This window comes from Thalassorhabdomicrobium marinisediminis (assembly GCF_003072065.1).
GTDB classification, from domain to species: domain Bacteria; phylum Pseudomonadota; class Alphaproteobacteria; order Rhodobacterales; family Rhodobacteraceae; genus Octadecabacter; species Octadecabacter marinisediminis.
The window spans coordinates 72,609-94,603 of sequence record NZ_QCYG01000009.1 but is presented as its reverse complement, the minus strand read 5'-3'; the positions used below and the strand labels follow the sequence as shown (position 1 = coordinate 94,603).

Genomic DNA, 21,995 nt, shown 5'->3' with positions numbered 1-21,995 from the left:
CCGCACTCACTCGGCCCGCAGCTCGGGCAGCGTGAAATCCATGAAGCGCTGCTCCTCGGCGATGGTGGCGGCATCGATCACGCCGCCGGTGCCATCGCCCACCGTTTGAATCGCTTCCAGCTGCCACATCGCCACGAGGGCGATGGCCAATTCAGCTGTCACGCGCGTGTTGAGATCGACGCTTTGCTTGAGTTCTTCCATGTCGTCGATGAGCCCGACGAGGCGGTCTACCCGCTCGAGCGATTGGCCGGCATCTTCATAGCTGTTCTGGGCGGCGGCTGAGACGAGTGCGCCGGTTGTGGCCTGCGTGGCCACACGGTTGGCCCCGGGATTGCCGCTGGTGGCCATTTCCGAGAGCGTGTCTTCATCGAAGCCGAGATCGGCCAGCACCCGGTCCATCTGGGTTTCGATTTCGCCTGCGCCGGAGCCCGAGAGGCCCGAGAAATCCCCAGTCTTGATCGCCTCAATCGTGGCGAGGATGTCCCCGAACTCCTGGTCGAGCAGACCGTTCAACTCGTCTTCCATTTCCGTCCGGATGATTTCGGGAAGCTCGGCAAGTCGGGTGAGCGCTTCATAGGTTCTTTGCAGCTCCGCGAGTTGATCCGTGAGAAGGCCGAGCTGTTCACGGAGCTGCGTCAGCTGCTCGTTTTGCAGGATCTCGTCTTCGATCATCTGCCGTAGCTGCTGGATGTTTTGCGCGATGTTCTGGGTATCGACGACGGGCACGCCTTGCGCGAGGGCAGGGGATAGGGCGCCAAGATGCAGACTAACCCCAAGTGTCGTGGCCAAAGCTGTCCTCAAGAGCAGATGTCCCATCATTCAATCTCCCTGATCGTAAAATCCATGAACGCGCCTTCGGCCATGCGGGCGCTGGCCTGGGCCAGCTCCTCGGCAGAAAGGACGCGGGTTCGTGCCGCCTGAAGCCGGATGCGTGCAGCGACGAGGCGCACGAGTTCGGCGCGGGCATAGGTGTTGAGTGCGATGCTTTCCTGCACATCCTCGGTCTCGGAAATCCGTTCGACGATATCGCGGATGCGCATGGCGGCTTGCCTGATCGCGGCGGGTGAGTTGCTGCCATAAAAGGCCGCGCCGTGCCCAGTGAGCGAGAGGTTGGCATTGGCCAGAAGCGCGGGGTCGATCGTGCCAAGCGCTTCGATCCCGCCGATACGGGTCAAATAGAGGTTATAGCGTTCGGGGATCACCTGGACGTAATGCTGGGTCTCGCGGAAGGGTGGCACGCCGCCATACTCGAAAACCCGGCCGGGTCCGGCGTTATAGGCCGCAAGGGCGTTGATGATGTTGCCATCGAAGGTGTTAAGCTGTGTCGCGAGATAGCGTGCACCGCCATGCACCTGCAGGTAGGGGCTGTCATAGTATTCCGGATTGATGCCCAGATCGCTGGCGGTACCGGGCATGATCTGGGTGAGGCCAAAGGCGCCGACGGGTGAGCGGGCGCCAATCGTGAACCGGCTTTCCTGCCAGATGAGCGCCTGTAGGAGTGCGCGCCATTGGACCGGGGAGAGGCCCGCGCGGCCAACGCCGGCAAAGCCGCTGGTCTCCTGAGCCACGCGGATAATGAGCTGCTCGATGTTTTCCGCCGCATCCCCGAACATCTGCGCACCGCCGGGATTGGGATCAATGTCACCCGTGCCATAGACCGCCTCGACAGAGCGGGCTGGATCGCCACTGCCGCTTTCCAGGCCCGAGACCATCGCCGGCAGTCCTTGACCGCCGAAGCTGGTTTGGGCATCGAGGATGCGTTGCAGGGTTTCCAGCTGCTCCCGTTCGATCTCGGCGATGAGTTCGCGCACGGCAAGCTTGTCCGCCTGAACAGCCAAGTCTGCCTCGCGATCGCCGGTCTCGACGATGTCACGCGCGGTCAGCCCACTGTCATTGGTCGGCACGCCTTGAGACAAGGCGAGACCGGGCAGCAGGCAAAACGCCAGGATATGAGGCAGGCTAGACTTCAATGTCGCCCTCCGGGGTGCCAAGGGGCGTGAAGTCACAATCAGGCGCGACAGGTGCTGTGGACGCAAGGAATGTGAAGCAGTTCGCCTGCGGCTCCCGGTACTGAGTGCAGGAGGCCAGCGCGCCGAGCGCAGCCAAAGCGACAAGAATACGGATCATGAAAGCCTCCAAAAATCTGGGCGGTCGCGGTAATCGGCGCCGACAAGCGCTTCTCCCTTTTCCATGCCGCCAAGGATCGTGAGATTGGGTCCAAGCGCGCTCAGATCGGCATCGACGACGATTGAGCCCTGATCGTCGCGGATCAGTGCCAAGCGACTATTGCTGCCGGTGTTGAGAAGGACGTCGAGTTCCTTCTCCGTCAGGTTCAGCATGGCGTAATCGGACGCATTGGCGCGGATATTGGGGAGCAGGATCTGCGTCGGAACGGCCTCGACGATGGTCTTGCCGGTCCGGGTGCGCTCGAGCTGGCTTGCGTATTGCGTCATCATCACGGCAACCGTGTTCTGCTTGCGCGCGGTCACCAGCCAGTTCGACAGCCGCTCGGCGAAATATGCGTTGTCGAGCGCCTTCCAGGCCTCGTCGATCACGATGATGGTGGGGCGGCGGTCCTCGATCTCGCGCTCGACCCGGCGGAAGAGATAGGAGAGGACCGCCATCCGTTCCTTGTCGGCCTCGCTGTCGAGAATGCCGGTCAGATCGAAGCCCACGACATCGCCCTTGAGCGAGAACGTGTCCTCGAGGCTCTGCCCGAAGATCCAGCCGTAGCGGCCGTCCTCAGACCACTCGAGCAGGCGCTGGTGCAGATCGCCGCCATCGTCGGTCGACACAAAGAGCGATGCGAAATCCCGCCAGTTCCGCAGGGCCGGGTTGGTGGCCTGGGCATTCTGGCGCACGACTTCCTGGATGCGGTTGATCTGTGCGGGCGTCAGGGGCTTGTCGGCGCGGTAGAGCAGGGTTGTGAGCCAATCCGAGAGCCAGGCGGTGCCCCGCGCATCGGTCTCGGTCCAGAGCGGGTTGAGCCCCGTGGGCTGGCCTGCGTTCAGGGAGGCGTAGCGCCCGCCATTGGCGCGGACCGCCATCTCCATACCAAGACGGTAATCGAAGACGAAGATCCGCGCCCCTGCGCGACGGGCTTGGGTCATCAGAAAGGCCGAGAGCACCGATTTGCCGGACCCGGGCCGCCCCATGATCAGGGTATGGCCGCTGGTCGGTTCTTTGTCGGGCGAGCCTTGCTCGTGATAGGAAAACCGATAGGCGCTCTGCTCGGGCGTGGGCAGATAGGTGATGACGCGGCCCCAAGGGGTTTTCGTGTCGGGTTTGCCGAGTTGGGTCCGGTGGAAGGCCGCGAAATCTGCGAAGTTTCGATTGGTGATCGCACTGGCACGCACGCGCTTGGGCTGGTTGCCGGGATGCTGGCTGAGGTAATGCGCCTTGGCCGCGACCCGCTCGCCGATCATCTTCACGCCTTCGGCGGCAGCGGCGTTCACGATCTCGGCGCTCAAGCTTTGCAACTCGTCCAGCGTATCGCAGAAAATCGTCACGACCATGTGGTGCTCGCCGAAGCTCTGCCGCTTGGCCTCCAGATCATCGGCAGCGATATCGAGGGCTTCCATGAGCGAGAGGGCCGCGTCCTGGCTGGCCTGCATCTGGCGCTTTTGCCGCTTGATGCGGCCTGCCATGAGGTTCGAATTGATCGGCGTGAAGGAATGGGTGACGATCATGTCGACCGGCAGGTTCAGCATGTCGAACATGGTGCAGGAGGTGCCTTCCGAGTATTCCCCGATGGTAAAACTCTTGCCGTAGCGGTGTCCCACGACGCCTTCGGAGAGTTCGAAGTGATCGCCTTGAAACGTCACTCGCGTGTTGGCGACGTTGAAGGACAGGAAGCCATAGGTGTTCGCCGGATAGAGCGGCAGTTCCTGGCCAGTGTTGAGGGCCCCTAGGAAGCCAATCAACTCGCCGGACTTGGCCGAAAGCACACGTGGGTTAAGCTCCGTCAGGCCAGACAGGAACACGTTCACGGCCTCGCCCAATCGGCGAAGGCGCTTCTCGGTCGCTTCCTTGAGGCGATCCGGCGCGCTGCGGTTCAGGAATGGCAGGACGCTTTTTGGAGGCGGGCGATGGATGATCGTAAGGGTGAGCGTCTTGTCGCGCAGCCCGCTGGTCTCTAGCTTCTTGCGCCAGAGCCGGTCGACTTCTCCCGCGAAACTGTCCTCGCGCAGCGGCTCGAGGTCCGGCGTGATCGCCTTCGAGACCTTATGGACGTAATAGCTGAACTCCGGCCCCAATTGCGCAATGATCCGGGCAAAGAGCGCGGTCACCTTGTCGAGATAGGCGTCATCGGTCGTGTAGCTATTGACCCCGTCGAGCCGGATGCACTGGAAAAGCTCGTTGACCCGAGTCCGCACGGTCTGGTCATCGACGAGGCTCACATAGGGCAGCATGTGCGCGAGGCGGGTCTCGTGCGCGTACCAGTCCGGCGTCATCGTGCGGAGATCAAGCGCGGCTTCACGGGGCATAGCTGTCCCCGCCGTGGATGGAGCGGTTCCGCGTGGGCGGCGTCTCTTGCAGCGCCGTCATCATCACGTCGATGAAACGCGGATCCCAGTCCGCGGCCTTCCAGAGAACCGGGTAGAGCAGGGCGGCCACGCCCAGCACCGCAATGTGCTGGACCCAGACGAACAAGAGCACCGAGCCGAAAAGCCAGACCATCGCGTACATGATGGGCAGGCCCAGAAGCTTCGGCGGGCGTACGAGGCCCAGAAAGAGAGGCGAGCGCTCAGCCACCGGCGAAAACCGCGGCGACGATGGTGGGGGCGGCCGCAACACCAGCGATCCCGACGAGGACCCAAAGCGCCTGACGCAGATCGATGATATTGAAGAACCAGCTCAAGAAAACGCCAAGGACCGCGAGTGTGGCGATCACGACGCCGAGCGGGCCGGTTAGAGCATCGACAATGCCCTGCAACAAGCTTTGGATCGGGGATAGATCGATGCTTTGGGCAAGGGCGGGCTCGGCAATGAGCAGGAATAGCGCCAGTGAGGCGACAAAGAGGTTTGAAATCTGTCTCATAAATTTGATCCTTCCAATCGGGCCACGACGGCCATGACGCGGGCCACGTGGTTCTGGGTTTCTCGGTAGGGGGGAATGCCGCCGTACTGGCGGACCGCATCGGGTCCGGCGTTGTAGGCTGCGAGGGCAAGGCGTGGATCGCCAAACGTGTCCAACATCATCGCGAGGTAGCGGGCGGCCCCGTCGAGGTTCTGCAGCGGATCACGCGGGTCGACGCCCAGATCACGCGCCGTCGCTGGCATCAATTGACCAAGGCCAATGGCACCTGCACTTGAAATCGCATTCTGCCGATAGGCGCTCTCAACCTCGATATTGGCTCGATAGAGAGCCAGCCAATCCGTCACGGAAAGCCCGGCGCGACGCAGGCCGGGATGGCCGGCATAGCGCAAGGCCGTGGTCTGAATCCCAGAGAGGACATCGGCGCGGGGCAGGGGAGTCGGGCGGGCAAGGGCCGCGACTTGGACGCCCTCTTGCTCGGCCTCTACCTCGCCGTAGATCGCGATCCCATCGGAGGCCGAACCCTGACCAATGCCGTCATTGTAGTTCCGGGTAAAACCGCTCTGAGACCGCGACGGGATCAGAGAGCCGTCGCCTTCCATGATAAGAACCATTTGCGCTGAAGCTGGCGCTGTGACCAGCCAGAGACAGACGAGGCTAGCTGCCAGTGCCCTTTTCTGATGGGGCTTTGTCTGGCGGGGCGAGTTTGTGCGTACGGCTTGTCCCCGCCTCAAGCGGCAGATCGACGTGCGCAAAACCAAGGCCAATGAAGAAAGACACCACGCCGGAGATCGTCTTGAACTCGCGGATCTTGATGTCGTTATAGGTCGTCCGAGTACGGGCTGTGACCAGCAGCTTCTCCACGCCTTCGTTGGAGACCACACGCATGATCCAGACCCCGTAATAGCTGGGGCCTTTCTTGTGTGCCGATTCTTGGCACAGGATTTCTGCGCTATAGCCGCTTTCCACGAGTTCGCGGAAACGTGCTTCCGTAACCACATTTGGTGCTTCGATGTCCCAGTTCATGGCCCGGCTCACGCTTTCTCCAATGGCGCGACCCTAGGCATTCCCACTTGAAGCCCAGAGTTACGATAGTATATTATCAACCGCAAGATGTAATATCGTGCTTTAGCTGTAGTTTGGTTCACGGACACTAGTCACGGCATATGTCCGCGATCAAGGAGATAACGGACTTGCAAAACCTCAGGTTGAAAGGTCTGCGCTTATTGCAGACAATGGTTCTTATGATCTGCGTTTCTGGGCCGGTTTTGGCGGAATCCTGCTTCGCTCCACCCCGTCCCTTCCTGCCGAGTGATTCGCAGGCCGCGCGGGACTATGCGGCTATCATCCGCAGCGATTTCGAAAATTACATCCAGGATATCCAGAGCTATTTCCGTTGCCTCGACAGCGAACGCGCCCGCGCGTTCGAAGAAGCGCGCGAAGTCAGCGAGGACTATGGTCGATTTCTGCAATTGGTAGGGGATTGATGGGCAACCTCGGGAGCATCAGACTTGCAGCCCATGGAAACCAGACGCCGATAACACCCTCATATATCTACTTTTTAGATAACAGATTTCATCCGCTAGCGACGTCACAAAAGGTATGTGACGCGTGGCAAAGACAATCAGAAGCAAAGGGCAGGTGGCACTCTGCCAGGCGTTGGTCGACGCGCGTAAAAGCGCAGGCTTGGGCCAGGACGACTTGGCGGACAGGCTCAAGTGCCATCAATCACTTGTGGCGCGCATTGAAAGCGGCCAGCGCCGGGTCGACGTCGTCGAGCTGGTCGTCCTTGCGCGCGCCATCGGCTTTGACCCCTTCGAGGTTTTGGCGATCGTCGAAGCCGCCACGGAGCCCGACCACCGAATTTGAGCCATTTCATCTTTCGAGAGCACGGGAGCTGACTTCTCCCGGTGTGAATTCGTTACCGCGAGGACGAACAGTTACCGATTTTAACTAGGCCCGGCATACGGTTGCAGCAAATGTTTTGGATCTGAGCTGCTATCCGCAACGCCAAATTGCAGAAAGTCAGTAAACAGTGAACGAAAATGAGGTCGAAGGCGTCGCGATCGCCAGTTTGATTGCAGCCGATGAAGAAACCATTGTCGGCTGGGTATATCGCTGGAACACAGGTGCTCTGGCAATCCGGTGGGACATGCATGGCCCACAGCGCGTCTCAAAGATTTTCCCGGATCTCTGCGATGCGGATAAAGCTGAAATCGACTTCCTGTCTCTCACGCAGCTGCCCTGTCGCAAAGGCTGACATGATAGAATACGGCCTTTATGGCCGTCGATTGTGTGGTTTTTCCTGCATTCCAGGTTTGATTTCGTACAGGACTCTGCGCGACATCGCTGCGGCTCAACAGTCAGTAATTGACCTGCTCGAAGCCGTAATTCCCGCTATAATCACGCCACTCCACGAAGACGGATCTGTGATAAATGCTCGGGCAGTGCTCGCCCCACCGCTCGAGACCGGCATGTGCAGCAGGAAGCGCTGCGGGTGACGACGCCCTCCAAGAAAAATCGCCCTGGATCCCGTAGGTGCCGAGGACAACGACGGCGCTGCGGTTGCAGTCGCCATCTCGCCCGGATTCGTGCTGGCGGGCATAACGAACGTCAAAGACGCGAATGGAGCGCACGAAATTGAATTCCGGCCCGCTGATATCGATGTCGGCGCGGTCTTCTACGAGCTGGAGAGCGTAATCAGCCCGCACGAGGTTCCCCCAGACAGCGTCGGACCCTTTCAGCCCGAGCATTCCGCCTGCCTCGGCAGCCTGATCGAAGAGCGGGGCTAAAGAGTTTGGTGGGGTTCCTGAACCACCATATAGGGCATCGAAGATCCGGTCGGTGGGGCGCGACCTGGCAGGCCCATCGTAAGACGCACCCATGGGGCAGCGCCAAATCTGAAGCGGCGGCTCCACCGGCCAGGGTGTGATGCGCCGGATGAACTCGGCCCGCGCGCGTGCGCATGGCACAGAAGCCGGCCAGCCACCGGACAAACACAGCAAGATGGCGCAGTCGATCGGATAGGTTTGGGCGCGGGCTTGCGTGGGAACTGTTGGGCCGGACAAGGCGAGAGCTAAAAAGGCCGCCAGAGCGAGGTTTTTGAATTCGAAGCGCATGGCAAGGACCCTTGACGATCTTCACCCAGCATACATACGAAAATATACTATTGCAACATTGGTGATGCGTATTGCGGTTGCGGTGGTAGGCAAGATCGCGAGCCGACAGCCTCGCACTTCATCATCCGCCACGTTGCGCGCGGCGCCAGTCCCACGGCATGTCAAAGCGTCCGGACCAGATATTGCGCCGTGCGGATCTGGCTTCGGTCTCATCGCGGATGTAGTCGCGGCTGTATCGGCGATAAGCCACGGCCCACCCTTCACGCACAAGCCAAGCGTTCAGATCGGTACCGTCTTGATGACAGACCGCAATGAAGCGGCCATAGCGGTCGATATCGCGCACGGTGCAGCTGACCTTCCGGCGGCCGATCCTGTCGGCGAGGGACAGTGCCGCTTGTTGTCCGCAGCGCCAGCGCTGACCCTCGGCCGTGGCGCAAACTTGTCGGCTTTCCGGGGCATCGATCCCATGCAACCGGATGCGCTGTCCACGAATTTCCAGTGTATCGCCGTCGATCACGCTGGCAACGCCGGTCAAGCGATCGGCATGGGCCTGCGAGGCGGCAACAAACGAGAACAGAAGGAGGGCGAGCAGAAAGCGCATAGGGCGGACCAATCTTTTTGCAGAGGTGACCAGACATAAACGGATCATCCTGCAGTGAACACTAAAGCCCTGTGAAGCCGCCGGTTGGCCACTGCAACAAGACAGGGAGGATTTTGAGCCAGGGCTGTGTGGGCAAGGTTGCTATTCGCCGGGCTGGACGCCCAATGCCTCGAGGGTTGCGCGATCTGGCGCGCCAGAGGCTGGCAAGCCCCTTTGCTCCTGGAATGCGCGCATCGCATTCCGCGAGCCGTTACCCCAGACCCCGTCCGGGGTGCCCGCTTCAAACCCGCCGGCGTTCAGGAGAGTCTGGATCGCGCGGTAGTCGTCGGGCGAGAGATCGAGCGTCGACCACCCGCAGGCGCCTGCTACGGCTTCAATCGCATCCTCGATTCCAGCGAGATCAAATTCTGCATCGTACCGTCGGCCATTGCCGTCCGTGAGACGGATGAAGAAGGCTTCAGCATCGTAAAGGCCGCGCAGGAACCCCTCCGAGCCAGAGCCGAAGAGCCCGGCCCCCTTGTTATTGGTCAACTCGTTCCAGCGCGTAGATTGCGCAGGATTGCTGTCGATCCGGTAGGTGATGTCGAACGAATCCCGTCGGATGGCACTCATCAAGAAATCGTCTTGGATAAACACCACCGACGTCACGCCCTCACGGCATTGCGCGAGTAGGGCTGTAGGACCCCCAAAGCTGCGCGCGTCATAGGCAGAGTAATTGACGGCCACCACCGACGGGCTGTCGTCGATTGCTGCACGCTCTTCATTGATCACCCACCAGCCTGCGATCCGGTCCCCTTCATTATGCGCCTGCTCGAAAGGCGTGAGGCTGTAGTCGATGTCCGGGTGGTCCGGGTCGGCCCAAGGTAGTGCGGTCTCAGCGACCTCGTCGCCTTGGATCAAGGCAGCGGGCGCAGTTGGGTCGGTTATGGGCGGCGCTGAATTCGTACCGGTCGGTGTCACCGGGAAGGCGATGCCGTAACGGGCCTGCAGATAGGCCATTTGCAGTTGAGCGAGCGTGAGCTTTTCCGTTTCCACACGGCTGAGGGCCACCGCCTGAATCAATCCCCCTGCCGAGGCCGCTTCTCGCTCCGCGGTCTCGACACGATTCTGTTGTGCGGCCATTTCTCCTAGAAGCTGCTCGGCGCGCTCTGGATCTGGCTCTACCGCCGGTACGGTGACCTCGATCATCGCGCCAGCGGCTTCCGCCGCCTGTCGTGCCTCCACGACCGTGCGCAAGAGAAGCAGAGCCTCGCGGCGGCTCTCGGCCAGCATACGGATCAATCCCCCATCATAGCGGGAGATCGTCGCATCGACTTCGGAAATCTGGCTGTCGATCGCTGCAATTTCTGCGTCCAGCGGAGAGCTTTCTTGTGCGACGGCGCCTGCCGTCAGGCAGGTGCTGATCAACAGGGATGCGGTGAGCGTACGAATTTTCGTCATGCAAAAGCTCCTTTTCCCTTCCAGTGAGCGGTGCGGGAGGGTAATGCTGGGGCGAGCCCCCAAGTTTGTGATACGTCTAATAACGCGACGGGCTTGTCACGAATCGACTTCCTGACATTTCAAGAGTCATATGGTCTGATTTGTGAGTCAATCTAAAAACTGGACGCGTGTAATTTTGCGACATATATATGAGGGCACTAAGTGACTCGCAAGAAGGGCAAGCAGCTGAACTGGGGTGTCGAACGTCGATATGAGTTCATCGAGTTTCGCCTGTTCTGGCAGGGGCGGATAAACCGAGGGGATTTGATGGACGCGTTCGGGGTTTCAACACAGCAGGCATCGCTGGACCTGAACGCCTATACCGATCAGGCCAAGCGGAACCTCGTCTATGACAAGAGCCTGCGCACCTACCTGCGCGGCAAACAATTCAAGCCCAAATATCTCAAGCCCGATGCGGAGGAGTACTTCGCGCAGCTGCGGGCCGTCGATCAGGGGTTGGTGAGCGCGGAGCAAAGCTGGATCAGCGTCTTTCCGGGCTTTGGAGCAACGCCGACACCTGCCCGAGGCGTGGCACCTGAAACGCTGCGCGATGTTCTCGCGGCGATCCGTTTGCCGGCCGCCTTGCAGGTGACCTATCAGTCGATGTCGCGCCCTGAGCCAAGCGCGCGCTGGATCGAGCCCCATGCTCTTGCCTTTGACGGCTTCCGTTGGCATGCCCGCGCGTTTTGCCAGAATGACCAGGTTTTCAAGGATTTCCTGCTCTCTCGCATCGTGGAGGTCGGGGACCAAGGGCCTGTTACATCGGACCCTAGCTCTGATGGCGCTTGGCACACAGACGTCTTGCTCGAGATTGGGCCGCATCCGGACCTCTCCGACAACCAACGCCGCGCGATAGAGATGGATTATGGCATGGAGGCGGGCCACGCGCAGATCGTAGTCCGCCGCGCGCTGTTGTTCTACGCGCTCAAGAGGCTGGGGCTTGATACCGACCCCGCCGCTCGAAAACCGCAGGACCAGCAGATCGTGCTGTTGAATCGAGACGAGGTCGTTGGATGACCATGGCAGCACGGAAAGCAGACTTCGGAGCAAACCACCAGCCCTACAAAATGTCCTTCACCTCTGGGGGGCTGTTTCTGAACGAGAGCGTGATCGTCGCCGAACTGCACGTAGCTGGTGAAGATTGGAAAGTAACGCTTTCACGCGCGCTCGAAGAGGGGGCGACGTCTTTGCCGAAGGCGGCTTCAAACCGGCGCACCCTCCGCGAAATCGTCAACCGCCTGATGACGCTGACCGAAGACGAAATCCGGTTTTTCGTCAGTGAGCCCGGTCGACAAGAACAACAGCACCTACTGTGGATCGCCACATGTCGGGCTTACAGGTTCGTGCGTGAGTTCGCTGTTGAGGTCATTTGTGATCGGTATCTCGCCTATCAGCTGGACCTGCCGCTCGAGAGCTTCGACATATTCTTTGATGCCAAAGCCGATTGGAATGAGGGGCTGGCCTCGATCAGCGACAGCACCCGCAACAAGCTTCGGCAGATCCTATTCCGCATGATGCGGGAAGCTGGCGTTATCTCTGGCGATAACCGGATCCAGTCGACGTATCTCTCGGCGCAGTTGCGGCAGATAATCGAGGCGACCGACCCCACCGATCTTGCGGTGTTCCCTAGCGTTTCGATCGAGGGAGGCTCATCATGATCCCGCAGTTGTCACGCAAGGAACGCGCCGAGCACCTCTACCGGGTCATCACCAGCGAACGGTTCCTGACCAAGCAAGGCCTCGGCAACGAAGTGCCATTTTTCATCTGCCCGTTCCCGGCGGAAGAAGGCGTCACCATGATCGAGGACCGACGCGACCTGATCGAGCGGATCGCGCATGCGGGCGTGACAGCGCTCGACCTGAGCCTCTACGATATCTCCCTTGGGCTTCTCGAGGAACGTGGCATCCTCGAAGACATCCTTGCCGCAGAGCCTGACATGGAGAAGTCAGAGCTGCGCGAGCTCTTGCAGGGCGTTCTTGATGTCCACGAGCACCTGATCCCAAAGATTGGTGCGGCCATCGCCGCTCAGCCGCATGACGTGATCTTTCTCTCCGGTGTGGGCGAGGTCTATCCGTATATCCGCTCGCACAATGTGCTCAACAATCTCCAGAGTACGGCCAAGGACAGGCCGACCGTCCTGTTCTTCCCGGGCAGCTATACGCACTCCACGGCAACCGGAGGGTCCCTTGATCTCTTCGGGCTGCTGCATGACGACAAGTATTACCGTGCATTCAACATTTTGAACTACGAGGTCTGATCCGATGACCACCGCTCTGAGAAGCATTTTTGCAAAGCCTGTCGACCGCCCGATTGATGGTGTGATCAAAGCGGACGACGAGGCGAGCCTGCGCGTCGAACTCGACGAGTATGTTATCACCGATGAAATCGGAAAACGTCTTGAGACCTTCCTCGACGCCTATAACAACTACGACACCGCCAATGGGGTCTGGATCTCGGGCTTCTTCGGATCGGGTAAGTCGCACCTCTTGAAGATGCTCGCCCTTCTCATGGAAAACCGGGAAGTGGATGGGGTCCGGGCATTCGACATCTTCGAAGAGAAGCTGGCCGATCAGCCCATGCTTCAAGGATCTCTGCGCAAGGCTGTTTCCGTGCCATCGAGATCGATCCTGTTCAATATCGACCAGAAGGCCGACGTCATTTCCAAAGCCGACGTCGACGCGCTTCTCTCAGTGTTCCAGAAGGTCTTCGACGAAGCCTGCGGATACTATGGAAAGCTGCCACATATAGCGCAGTTTGAACGAGACCTCGATGATCGCGGCCAGCTGGCTGCGTTCAAGGACGCTTATGAGACCGCTGCAGGCAAACCCTGGGAGCGAGGCCGTGAGCAAGCAGCGCTTGAGCGGAAGAACATTGCGACCGCATTTGCCGTGGTCACGGGCGGGGACCCGGCGGATGCCGCGGATATTCTGGGCCAGTACCGGGCGGATACGCGCGTCTCAATCGAGGATTTTGCGATCAAGGTGAAGGCCTGGATCGACAAACAGGGGCCAAAGTTCCGGTTGAACTTCTTCGTGGACGAGGTCGGCCAGTACATCGCCGAGAACGTCAAATTGATGACGAACCTGCAGACCATCGCCGAAAGCCTGAATACGAAATGCAAGGGTCAGGCCTGGGTCATCGTCACGTCGCAACAGGACATGGAAGCCATCATCGGGGACGGTAAAGCATTCCAGTCGCAGGACTTCTCAAAGATTATGGCGCGCTTCGGCGTGAAGATGCCGCTGAACTCGGCCGACGTGGCCGAGGTCATCCAGCGTCGCCTATTATCCAAGACCGACGAAGGTCAGGTCAGGCTTGGCAACCTGCATGATCGCGAAGAAAACAACCTCAAGACCCTTTTCGATTTCACGGACGGGTCGATCAAGCTGAAAAATTTTGACGGGCGCGCCCACTTCGTCTCAAGCTACCCGTTCCCGCCCTACCAATACATGCTGTTCCAGATGGCAATCACGTCGCTGTCTCAGCACAACGCTTTCGAGGGCAAGCACAGCTCAGTCGGCGAACGCTCAATGCTGGGTGTGTTCCAGGAGGTCGCCAAAAAGATGGCAGACCAGCCCGTGGGCGACCTTGCTACGTTCGATCTTATGTTCGAGGGCATCCGCACCGCTCTGAAGTCGGCCGTCCAACAGTCGATCCAGATTGCCGAAAAAGAAATCCAGGACATCGACCCTTTTGCGATCCGGGTGCTGAAAGCGCTCTTCCTTGTCAAATACGTCAAGGAGTTCAAGCCAACGGTGCGCAACATCAGCGTACTTTTGCTCTCTGAGTTCGATACTGATCAGATCAAACAACGCCGCAAGATTGAAGAGGCGCTGTCCTTCCTCGAACGAAACACGCTTATCCAGCGCAATGGCGAGGTCTACGAGTTCCTGACAAACGAGGAGAAGGATGTCGAGGCCGAGATCAAGGCGCTCGATGTCGACCCGTCCGAGCTGTCGAAGGAAATGGAGACGCTGGCATTTGATACGATCCTGCGCCATCGCAAGATCAAGCATCTGACCACCGGCAATGAATACAGCTTCAGCCGTAAACTGGACGATCACCTCTTGGGCCGGGAGCATGAGCTCTCGATCAATCTGATCAGCCCTTTCAACGACGATGTCGCCTCGCCCGAGGCTGTGCGAATGCGGAATGTGAGCCGCGAGGAACTAGCGGTCGTGTTGCAAGCTGATGTGCGGTTCATTCGTGATCTGACGCTCTTCAAGCAGACCGACAAGTTCATCCGGCAAGCCCGAGCGGGCTCGGAGCAGCCGGGGCGCGACCGCATTGTCGCGGAGAAAGGGGATCAGAACAGCCGCCGCTACAAGGACCTCGAACTGCGTTTGCGCAAGCTCATGGCAGAGGCGCGGATGTTCGTGCGCGGCGATGAGCTTGATATCGGCGGCGAAGAGCCACAAGAGCGGATCGTGAAAGGCTTCCAGGGCCTCGTCGACAAAGTCTATGTCAACCTCCCGATGTTGCGGGGGGTGACCTATTCCGAGGCCGACATTCTGAAGGCCGCGACGCCCGAAAGCGGGCTATTTGGCGACAACGGCGAAGGTCTGACCGAGGCCGAGCAGGACGTGTTGAACTACGTCCAGTCTCAGGCCCGGATCGGCGTAAAGGTCTCCGTCAAGTACCTTACAGAACGGTTTGGCGGTAAACCTTATGGGTGGCCTGTCACCGCAGTTCTATGCCTCGCCGCCAGCCTATCCGGTAAAGGGAAGCTGGAGGCTCGCTCGGACAGCATGGTACTTGAGCGCGCCGAACTCGCGAAGGCGCTCAATAACAGCCATGCCTTGGCCAATGTCCTTCTGACTCCGCAGACCGAGTTCACCTCCGCCCAAATTCGGAAGGCGAAGGAGCTCTACAAAGAGCTGTTTGACCTCCCCGCGGACGGCACCGACGCCCGCACGATTGGGGCGGAATGGCTGGAAAGCACTCGGACACTGTCGGAAGAACTGGGAAAGCTGCTGGCCCAAAAAGCCCAGTATCCTTTTGTCGTGGCGCTTGAGCCGTTGGCGGCGAAAATCTCGGCTATGGTGGGCAAACCCGCCACTTGGTACATAACTGAACCTGCGGCGCAGGAAGACGACTTGCTCGACGCCAAGGAAGACGTGCTCGACAAGGTCCGCAGTTTCATGGGCGGCGCACAGCGCGAGATCTATGACGATGCGCGCGATTTTCTGCGCGATCAGGAAGCGAATATTTCCTACGTCGATGCTGTTGCGGGCGAGGCCTTGGCCCGCACGCTGGCAGATCCTGCTTGTTACAGGGGCACGGCCATTCAATCCCTCAAGACGGAACTTTACGGACTGAAAGACCGCGTGGAATTGACCGTGCTCGAGGAGCGCAAGGCCGTGATCACGGCCATCGATGAGTGTTCGGCCAAAGTTGCGCAGACGCCAGAGTTCCAGGCACTCTCAGCAGATGAGCAAGCGCACATCAAGCGTAACATCGACAGCCACAAAGCCGGGCTCGACAGCGTCAAGATGATCCCGATCCTGCGCGACAGGGCAAACGGTGCGAAACTCGATCTGCTGCCGCGCATTCTGGCGGAGGTCGAACGGCTCAGCCGACCGGCCACGCAGCCGCAGCCCAACCCCGGTATGAATGAGCCCCCGGCGGCCGCCCCGCAGCCAACTTACGTTAACGCTTCGGAAATCAAGGTCGGCTTCGCCAAGCCCTACCTGACAGAAGAGACGGACGTCGAACAATATGTCGACGCAATGAAGAAGACCCTGCTGGAGCAGATCCGCGCGGGCAAGAAGGTGATCGTCTGATGGACACGAACGCGCTCAAGAAATTTGCCCAAGCGGCTCGGAACCTACTGATCGATCAGGTCACCTCAAAGCTCGACCTCGTGCTCGATCCGGCCTCCCCGGTGCAGCGCGAGCATCCCGCGGCGATGAAGGCGCTCAACGCCGCCATCGCGCGGGACGGCAAGCGGCAAGTGATCGAACAGGTCGCCTATACCTGGTTCAACCGCTTCACCGCCCTGCGCTTCATGGATGTGAACGGCTACACGACCGTTGGCGTTGTGTCGCCGACCGGAGATCAGACGCGGCCCGAACTTCTGGCCGAGGCGATGGCTGGCAACCTGCCCGAGGGCGCGCCGGGCAGCATCGCGGCGCTGCTTGATGGCCGCACCCCGTCGTCTGACCCGCAGGCCGAGGCCTATCGCCAACTGCTGGTCCATACCTGCAACCAGTGGCACGGGCCTATGCCGTTCCTGTTCGAGGAAATCGACGACTACACCGAACTGCTGATGCCCGAGGATCTGCTGTCGCAGACCTCCATCCTCGCTGAGTTGCGCAAGGTCATGACCGAAGACGCCTGCCAGGACGTCGAGATCATCGGCTGGCTCTACCAGTTCTACATCTCGGAGAAGAAGGATCAGGTCTTCGCGGGCCTCAAGAAGAACCAAAAGATCACAGCCGAGAACATCCCCGCCGCGACGCAGCTGTTCACCCCGCACTGGATCGTCCGCTACCTGGTGGAAAATTCGCTGGGGCGGCTCTGGCTGCTGAACCGGCCGGGGTCGAAACTGGCGGAGCGGATGGACTATTACATCGCGCCGGAAGAGCCCGAGACAGACTTCCTGAAGATCGGCAAGCCCGAAGAAATCAAGGTCTGCGATCCGGCCTGTGGCTCGGGGCACATGCTGACCTATGCCTTCGACCTGCTCTACGCGATCTATGAGGAAGAGGGGTATGAGGCCGACAGGATCCCCGCGCTGATCCTGACGCACAACCTGACGGGGGTGGAGATTGACGACCGCGCAGGGGCGCTGGCGGCCTTTGCGCTGGCGATGAAGGCGGCGGCGCGGCTGGGGCGGCGGCGGTTCCTGCGGATGGAGGCGAAGCCCGACATCGTCGTGCTGCAGAACGTCACCTTCACCCCGGCCGAGATGCAGGACGTGGCCGCGGTCGTGGGCAAGGATCTGTTCACCGACGAGCTGCGCGAGACGCTGCTGCAGTTCGAGCAGGCCAAGAACTTCGGCTCGCTGATCGTGCCGAAACTGCGCGACCCGGCCGAGACGCTGCGGGTGGTGGAGGCGCGGGATTTCGGCGGCGACCTGCTGCTGAAGGAGGTGCAGGAGCGCGTCGTTTCCGTGCTGCGCATGGCCGAGGCGCTGTCGCCGAAGTATCACGTGGTGGTGGCCAACCCGCCGTATATGGGCGCATCTGGCATGAATGCACCTTTGCAAGACTACGCAAAGGAAAGGTTCCCAAACAGCAAATCTGATCTTTTTGCCATGTTCATGGAGCGATCTCTGTGGCTCTCAAGATCGAATGCCATGACCGCCATGATCAACATGCAGGCGTGGATGTTCCAATCATCCTACGAGCAATTGAGAAGCAAGCTTCTTTCAGAAGCCACCATCCTTACAATGGCCCATCAAGGCCCGAGGGGTTTTGACACAATTGGCGGCGAGGTCGTAACAACAACAGCCTTCGTGCTCGCAAAATTCAGAGATGACCTGTTTGAAGGCTCCTACTTGCGGCTCGTGGATGGAAATAGCGAAGCTGAAAAGGCTGCGATGGCCCAAAATGCGATCGCGGCCCGAGACAAGCATTACTACCGGGCGGCATCAAAGGACTTTGAAAAAGTTCCCGGCGAGCCGATCGCATACTGGATAAATTCTTTCGACATTTTTTCGGAGAACCCATCTCTTGCTGACGTCGCGGATCTTAAAGTTGGCCTGCAAACCGGCGACAATGATCGCTTTCTGAAGCAGTGGTTTGAGGTTTCGAGCTCGCAGACAAAGATGTTCAACGAGTCTGTGGACCACTACTACCCATACAGCAAAGGTGGGGAGTTCAGGAAATGGTATGGAAACCGAGAGTTCGTAATTGACTGGCGCAATGATGGATTCGAGATCAAGAACTTCCGCGATGCACGCGGTAAGTTGCGGTCTCGTCCTCAGAATGTCGGCTTCTACTTCCGAGAAGCAGCGGAATGGTCTGACATCGGGCAGGCAAAAATCGGTTCAAGATTGCGGCCAGAGGGCTCACATTTCGATGTTGTGGCAATGAGTATTTTTGCTCGCCCCGAGGTCAAGATCGAGCACCACCTTGCGTTCCTTAACTCGACTGTATCAGACTACTTCGCGGACATTGTCGTGCCTGGCATGCACTGCAACACCGGTTATGTCGGCAAAATCCCATTTGTGAAAGCACAAACGGACATCGCCGCGTATGCCAATCAGGCCGTTTCAGTCGCCCGTTCCGACTGGGACGCCTACGAAACCTCCTGGGATTTCACCACGCTCCCGCTGCTCTCGCCCGATCACCGGGCCGACACGCTGAAGGCCAGCTATACCCGCCTGCGCGCCCACTGGCAGGCCATGACCGACGAGATGCAGCGGCTGGAGGAAGAGAACAACCGCATCTTCATCGACGCTTACGGCTTGCAAGACGAGTTGACCCCCGAGGTGCCGATCGAGGAGATCACCCTCACCTGCAACCCCGCCTATCGTTATGGCGTGAAGGGCACTGAAGACGACCGCGAAAGCCGCCTGCGCGCCGACACCATGGCCGAGTTCCTCAGCTACGCCGTGGGCTGCATGTTCGGCCGCTACAGCCTCGACGCGCCGGGCCTGATCCTCGCCAATCAGGGCGAGCGGTTGGAGGATTACCTCGCCCGCATCCCCGAGCCGAGTTTCATGCCGGACGAAGACAACGTCATCCCCGTGCTCGACGCCGACTGGTTCGCCGACGACATCACAGAACGCTTCCGCCTGTTCCTGCGCGTGACCTTCGGCGAGGCGCATTTCCGCGAGAACCTGCGCTATATCGAGGATGCCCTTGGCAAGGACATCCGCAAGTATTTCACCAAGGATTTCTACGCCGACCATGTGAAGCGCTACAAGAAGCGCCCGATTTACTGGATGTTCTCCAGCCCCAAGGGGACGTTCAACGCGCTGATCTACATGCACCGCTATCGGGGCGATACGGTGTCGGTGCTGCTCAACGACTACCTGCGCGAGTTCATCAGCAAGCTGGAAGGGGAGCGTGGGCGGCTGGAAAAGCTGTCCGATGACCCGAGCGCCAGCCAAGGCCAGCGTACCAAGGCGCTGAAAGACATGGCCGTCATCGCCAAGCAGATCGACGAGCTGAACGAATGGGAGCGCGATGTCGCTTTCCCGCTGGCGCAGGCCAAGATCGAGATCGACCTCGATGACGGTGTGAAGGCGAACTATCCGAAATTCGGCGCAGCGCTTAAGAAGATCCCCGGACTAGAGGCCAAGGATGACTGACCGGATCACCGCCAGCCTAAGACGCCTCTTCGACGAGCATCGCATCGTCTTCTGGTATGACGCCGCGCGCGACATGCGGGGAGAGTTCGATGCGCTCGATCTGGCGGGCGTCACCAAGGTGGAGATCACCAACAACCAGTTCGGGCTGAAATACCGTATGCTGCGGCAGGAGCCGAAGGCGAAGTTTCTGGTGTTCCACGACGGGCCAGAGCCTGGGAACGCGGCGAACTGGCTGCTGGACCTGCAGTTGGCGACCGCAGTGTTCAAGGCGGATCAGGCGGCGAGCTGGCTGGGTGAGCTGGGCCTGCCGCCGCAGTTTGAGAACGTCGTGCGCGACCATATGGAGTTCTACCGCTCCAAGGCGCGGGTGGCTGAACTGAAACGGCTTTTGCATGCCGCCGACACCCAATCGCAGGTTCGGCTGCGCATGCTTGCCGTCTGTGCTGGCGCCGAAGGTGGGCTTGATACTGTGGTCGAGGCGCTGTTGGGCGAGCTTGCGGAGGGTCGCGATGATGCAATGCGGCTCATCGAGCGTTCGGGCCTGATGGAGGTGTTCTGGAAGCAGGTCGGAAATGCCTATGGTTATCAGCCGGACGAGCCCGATTTCGAGGACTTTGCGATCGCGCTCTTCCAGTCGGCGTATCTGCGGGCGCTCGGCGAAGATGGCAAGCTGAACGCCGAGGCACTGCTGGTCTTCCGCCGCTGGAAGAACAACCGCCACTGGGAAGCAGCCTTCGAAATGCTGGCCGCACGCTATCAGGGCCTGCTGAAGATCCCGGAAGATCTGTCCAAGCGCGATTTCCGGTCGGTAATGGCGGTCGACCATTTCGAGGAAATCGATCGCCACGTCATCCGACAGCTTGTTCATGCGATGTCGACCCAGACCGTGAGCGCATCCGAGGTGCTGAAATGGGTCCGCGAGCGCCGGCAGAGCCATTGGTATGGCACCTACGAGGATATCTATCAGGCGATCGGCTTTGCGACCGAATTCCAGCAGGCGCTGGCCGAAGCCAATCTGGGGATGACGAGCCCTGCCGAAGGGGTGAAGCGATATGTCAGCAGCTGGTACAAGCTTGACCAGCTCTATCGCAAATTCGTCTACCACATGCAGCGCAGCGGCCATGCCTCACTACTCTCGGAACTCTACGAGGCAGTCGAGAACAGATATACCAACAGCTACCTCTTGAAGCTGAACGATGCCTGGCAGGATCAGGTCGCAGGGCTGACCGATTGGGCCATTCCGGGATACGCACGCCAAAGCGCCTTCTATTTCGAACAGGCCGCAGAGTTCCGCCGCAAGGACCAGAAGGTCGCGGTCATCGTTTCGGATGCTTTGCGCTTTGAGGTAGCCGAGGAATGCCTGCGCCGCATACGAGCGCTGAACCGATTTGATGCCGAGCTGAAACCCATGATCAGCGCGCTTCCGAGCTATACACAGCTCGGTATGGCAGCGCTTCTGCCAAACCGGGACCTGTGCTTTGCGACCGATGGGCAGGGTTCAATCCTATCAGGTGGGGAGAGTACCCAAGGCCTCGCCGCGCGCGAAAAGCTTCTGGCAACTGGACGCGCAGGGGATCGTACCAAGGCCCTATTGGCGCGCGATGTACTGGATATGCGTGTCGATGAGGGCAAAGAGCTCTTCCGCGACAACGACGTGGTCTACATCTATCACAACCTGATCGACGCGATCGGGGACAAGCTACAGACCGAGGATCAGCTGCCCAAGGCTGCCGAAGACGCGATCGAAGAGCTGACCAAGCTCGTTCGAAAACTGACCTCGGCAAACTTTTCGAACATCCTGATCACGGCGGATCATGGCTTCCTCTACCAGCACCGAGCGCTTGACGAGAGCGACTTCGCAGTTGCGGATCCAAAAGGCGACGAGATCCTGATGCGGAACCGTCGGTTCGTCGTCGGTCGTGGCCTTCATGAGACCGCAGGCATGAAGAAGTTCTCTTCGGTCAACCTGGGCCTCACTGGCGACCTCGATGTCCTGATCCCGAACTCTATCAACCGTCTTCGGGTCAAAGGAGCGGGAAGTCGGTTTGTCCATGGTGGCGCGTCGCTGCAGGAAATCGTCATCCCTGTCATCCGTGTTGGCAAACAACGCGAGGCGGATGTGAACCAGGTCGAGGTGCAGATCATTGTGTCCGGCCGGAGCCAGATCACCTCCGGGCAGACCGCGGTGATCTTCTACCAAGCGCAAACCGTCTCCGAGAAAATGCAGGCCCGCGAGTTGGTCGCGGGAATCTACGCCGCCGACGGCACGCTAATTTCAGACGAGCATGTTCTGCAGTTCGACTTCACCTCGGACAATGCCCGGGAACGTGAAATGCCGCGAAAATTCCTGCTGTCGCGTCAGGCGGATAACTTCAACAATCAGGACGTATTCCTGAAACTGCGCGAGCGGGTTGGCAAAACCAGCCATTACCAGGACTACACAAGCCACCGCTTCCAGTTGAAACGTGGCATCACAACAGATTTTGACTTTTGAGG

The 21,995-nt window shown here is 59.6% G+C and carries 20 protein-coding genes; 9 read left to right on the top strand and 11 right to left on the bottom strand.

The features are described 5' to 3' along the window. Window positions 1–6: 6 nt before the first annotated feature. The 8 genes from DC363_RS14330 to DC363_RS14300 are packed head-to-tail and all read right to left on the bottom strand — an operon-like array spanning window position 7 to window position 6,064. A complete protein-coding gene (locus DC363_RS14330; RefSeq protein ID WP_108641885.1) occupies window positions 7–816 on the bottom strand; it encodes a type IV secretion system protein in 810 nt (269 codons plus the stop codon). Continuing rightward, complete coding sequence (locus DC363_RS14325; protein ID WP_196778434.1) at window positions 816–1,970, bottom strand: lytic transglycosylase domain-containing protein; 1,155 nt, start codon at window positions 1,968–1,970, stop codon at window positions 816–818. Before DC363_RS14325 ends, DC363_RS14330 begins: the two co-directional genes overlap by 1 nt. Then, a complete protein-coding gene (locus tag DC363_RS16990) occupies window positions 1,960–2,127 on the bottom strand; it encodes a hypothetical protein (RefSeq protein WP_170317860.1) in 168 nt (55 codons plus the stop codon). The genes DC363_RS14325 and DC363_RS16990 overlap by 11 nt, the downstream gene beginning before the upstream one ends. Further along, a complete protein-coding gene (locus tag DC363_RS14320) occupies window positions 2,124–4,487 on the bottom strand; it encodes a VirB4 family type IV secretion/conjugal transfer ATPase (protein WP_108641839.1) in 2,364 nt (787 codons plus the stop codon). The genes DC363_RS16990 and DC363_RS14320 overlap by 4 nt, the downstream gene beginning before the upstream one ends. Further along, a complete protein-coding gene (locus DC363_RS14315; RefSeq protein WP_008327373.1) occupies window positions 4,477–4,755 on the bottom strand; it encodes a VirB3 family type IV secretion system protein in 279 nt (92 codons plus the stop codon). Before DC363_RS14315 ends, DC363_RS14320 begins: the two co-directional genes overlap by 11 nt. After that, window positions 4,748–5,041 (bottom strand): TrbC/VirB2 family protein, encoded by a 294-nt coding sequence (locus DC363_RS14310; RefSeq protein WP_012187323.1) that lies wholly within the window; start codon window positions 5,039–5,041, stop codon window positions 4,748–4,750. Before DC363_RS14310 ends, DC363_RS14315 begins: the two co-directional genes overlap by 8 nt. Next, the gene (locus tag DC363_RS14305) at window positions 5,038–5,652 is read right to left on the bottom strand and encodes a lytic transglycosylase domain-containing protein (RefSeq protein ID WP_108641838.1); all 615 of its coding nucleotides are present in this window, start codon (window positions 5,650–5,652) and stop codon (window positions 5,038–5,040) included. Before DC363_RS14305 ends, DC363_RS14310 begins: the two co-directional genes overlap by 4 nt. A gap of 43 nt (window positions 5,653–5,695) precedes the next feature. Continuing rightward, window positions 5,696–6,064, bottom strand: a complete 369-nt coding sequence (locus DC363_RS14300) for a hypothetical protein (RefSeq protein ID WP_093363101.1) — start codon at window positions 6,062–6,064, stop codon at window positions 5,696–5,698. A 209-nt stretch (window positions 6,065–6,273) separates the two neighbouring features. On the opposite strand from DC363_RS14300, the gene DC363_RS14295 reads away from it, so the two are divergent. The 3 genes from DC363_RS14295 (at window position 6,274) to DC363_RS14285 (ending at window position 7,298) form a co-directional block, all read left to right on the top strand. After that, window positions 6,274–6,525 (top strand): hypothetical protein, encoded by a 252-nt coding sequence (locus DC363_RS14295; protein ID WP_108641884.1) that lies wholly within the window; start codon window positions 6,274–6,276, stop codon window positions 6,523–6,525. A gap of 124 nt (window positions 6,526–6,649) precedes the next feature. Then, window positions 6,650–6,907, top strand: coding sequence for a helix-turn-helix domain-containing protein (locus DC363_RS14290; protein ID WP_108641837.1), 258 nt, complete (start codon window positions 6,650–6,652; stop codon window positions 6,905–6,907). Window positions 6,908–7,073: 166 nt separating this feature from the next. After that, on the top strand, window positions 7,074–7,298 hold the full coding sequence (locus tag DC363_RS14285; protein WP_108641836.1) for a hypothetical protein: 225 nt from the start codon (window positions 7,074–7,076) through the stop codon (window positions 7,296–7,298). A 103-nt stretch (window positions 7,299–7,401) separates the two neighbouring features. Here the strand turns inward: DC363_RS14285 and DC363_RS16985 are convergent, their stop codons facing one another. The 3 genes from DC363_RS16985 to DC363_RS14270 all read right to left on the bottom strand — a co-directional run bounded on the left by DC363_RS16985 (window position 7,402) and on the right by DC363_RS14270 (window position 10,198). Next, on the bottom strand, window positions 7,402–8,157 hold the full coding sequence (locus DC363_RS16985; RefSeq protein WP_196778433.1) for a hypothetical protein: 756 nt from the start codon (window positions 8,155–8,157) through the stop codon (window positions 7,402–7,404). A 121-nt stretch (window positions 8,158–8,278) separates the two neighbouring features. After that, a complete protein-coding gene (locus DC363_RS14275) occupies window positions 8,279–8,758 on the bottom strand; it encodes a thermonuclease family protein (protein WP_108641835.1) in 480 nt (159 codons plus the stop codon). 141 nt (window positions 8,759–8,899) lie between these two features. Then, entirely contained in the window at window positions 8,900–10,198 is a 1,299-nt protein-coding gene (locus DC363_RS14270; protein ID WP_108641834.1) for a peptidoglycan-binding domain-containing protein, read from the bottom strand. A 201-nt stretch (window positions 10,199–10,399) separates the two neighbouring features. Here DC363_RS14270 and DC363_RS14265 point away from each other — a divergent pair, with 201 nt between their 5' ends. The 6 genes from DC363_RS14265 to pglZ are packed head-to-tail and all read left to right on the top strand — an operon-like array spanning window position 10,400 to window position 21,993. Next, window positions 10,400–11,254: a BrxR family helix-turn-helix transcriptional regulator gene (locus tag DC363_RS14265; protein WP_108641833.1), complete on the top strand. Its 855-nt coding sequence runs from the start codon at window positions 10,400–10,402 to the stop codon at window positions 11,252–11,254. Beyond that, window positions 11,251–11,895, top strand: coding sequence for a DUF1819 family protein (locus DC363_RS14260; RefSeq protein WP_108641832.1), 645 nt, complete (start codon window positions 11,251–11,253; stop codon window positions 11,893–11,895). The genes DC363_RS14265 and DC363_RS14260 overlap by 4 nt, the downstream gene beginning before the upstream one ends. Further along, window positions 11,892–12,494, top strand: a complete 603-nt coding sequence (locus DC363_RS14255) for a DUF1788 domain-containing protein (RefSeq protein ID WP_108641831.1) — start codon at window positions 11,892–11,894, stop codon at window positions 12,492–12,494. The genes DC363_RS14260 and DC363_RS14255 overlap by 4 nt, the downstream gene beginning before the upstream one ends. A 4-nt stretch (window positions 12,495–12,498) precedes the next feature. Then, window positions 12,499–16,020, top strand: a complete 3,522-nt coding sequence (brxC, locus tag DC363_RS14250) for a BREX system P-loop protein BrxC (RefSeq protein ID WP_108641830.1) — start codon at window positions 12,499–12,501, stop codon at window positions 16,018–16,020. Further along, a complete protein-coding gene (gene pglX, locus DC363_RS14245) occupies window positions 16,020–19,499 on the top strand; it encodes a BREX-1 system adenine-specific DNA-methyltransferase PglX (protein ID WP_108641829.1) in 3,480 nt (1,159 codons plus the stop codon). The genes brxC and pglX overlap by 1 nt, the downstream gene beginning before the upstream one ends. Next, window positions 19,492–21,993 carry a BREX-1 system phosphatase PglZ type A gene (gene pglZ / locus DC363_RS14240; RefSeq protein WP_108641828.1) on the top strand — a complete coding sequence of 834 codons (2,502 nt, stop codon included), beginning with the start codon at window positions 19,492–19,494 and terminating at the stop codon, window positions 21,991–21,993. Before pglX ends, pglZ begins: the two co-directional genes overlap by 8 nt. Window positions 21,994–21,995: the final 2 nt, after the last annotated feature.

Coding starts and splice junctions, on each gene's coding strand:
- DC363_RS14305 (WP_108641838.1), bottom strand. CDS start 5,652: ATGGTTCTTATCATGGAAGGCGACGGCTCTCTGATCCCGTCGCGGTCT.
- DC363_RS16990 (WP_170317860.1), bottom strand. CDS start 2,127: ATGATCCGTATTCTTGTCGCTTTGGCTGCGCTCGGCGCGCTGGCCTCC.
- DC363_RS14300 (WP_093363101.1), bottom strand. CDS start 6,064: ATGAACTGGGACATCGAAGCACCAAATGTGGTTACGGAAGCACGTTTC.
- DC363_RS14295 (WP_108641884.1), top strand. CDS start 6,274: ATGGTTCTTATGATCTGCGTTTCTGGGCCGGTTTTGGCGGAATCCTGC.
- pglZ (WP_108641828.1), top strand. CDS start 19,492: ATGACTGACCGGATCACCGCCAGCCTAAGACGCCTCTTCGACGAGCAT.
- DC363_RS14275 (WP_108641835.1), bottom strand. CDS start 8,758: ATGCGCTTTCTGCTCGCCCTCCTTCTGTTCTCGTTTGTTGCCGCCTCG.
- DC363_RS14310 (WP_012187323.1), bottom strand. CDS start 5,041: ATGAGACAGATTTCAAACCTCTTTGTCGCCTCACTGGCGCTATTCCTG.
- DC363_RS14320 (WP_108641839.1), bottom strand. CDS start 4,487: ATGCCCCGTGAAGCCGCGCTTGATCTCCGCACGATGACGCCGGACTGG.
- DC363_RS14330 (WP_108641885.1), bottom strand. CDS start 816: ATGGGACATCTGCTCTTGAGGACAGCTTTGGCCACGACACTTGGGGTT.
- DC363_RS14270 (WP_108641834.1), bottom strand. CDS start 10,198: ATGACGAAAATTCGTACGCTCACCGCATCCCTGTTGATCAGCACCTGC.
- DC363_RS14260 (WP_108641832.1), top strand. CDS start 11,251: ATGACCATGGCAGCACGGAAAGCAGACTTCGGAGCAAACCACCAGCCC.
- brxC (WP_108641830.1), top strand. CDS start 12,499: ATGACCACCGCTCTGAGAAGCATTTTTGCAAAGCCTGTCGACCGCCCG.
- DC363_RS16985 (WP_196778433.1), bottom strand. CDS start 8,157: ATGCGCTTCGAATTCAAAAACCTCGCTCTGGCGGCCTTTTTAGCTCTC.
- pglX (WP_108641829.1), top strand. CDS start 16,020: ATGGACACGAACGCGCTCAAGAAATTTGCCCAAGCGGCTCGGAACCTA.
- DC363_RS14255 (WP_108641831.1), top strand. CDS start 11,892: ATGATCCCGCAGTTGTCACGCAAGGAACGCGCCGAGCACCTCTACCGG.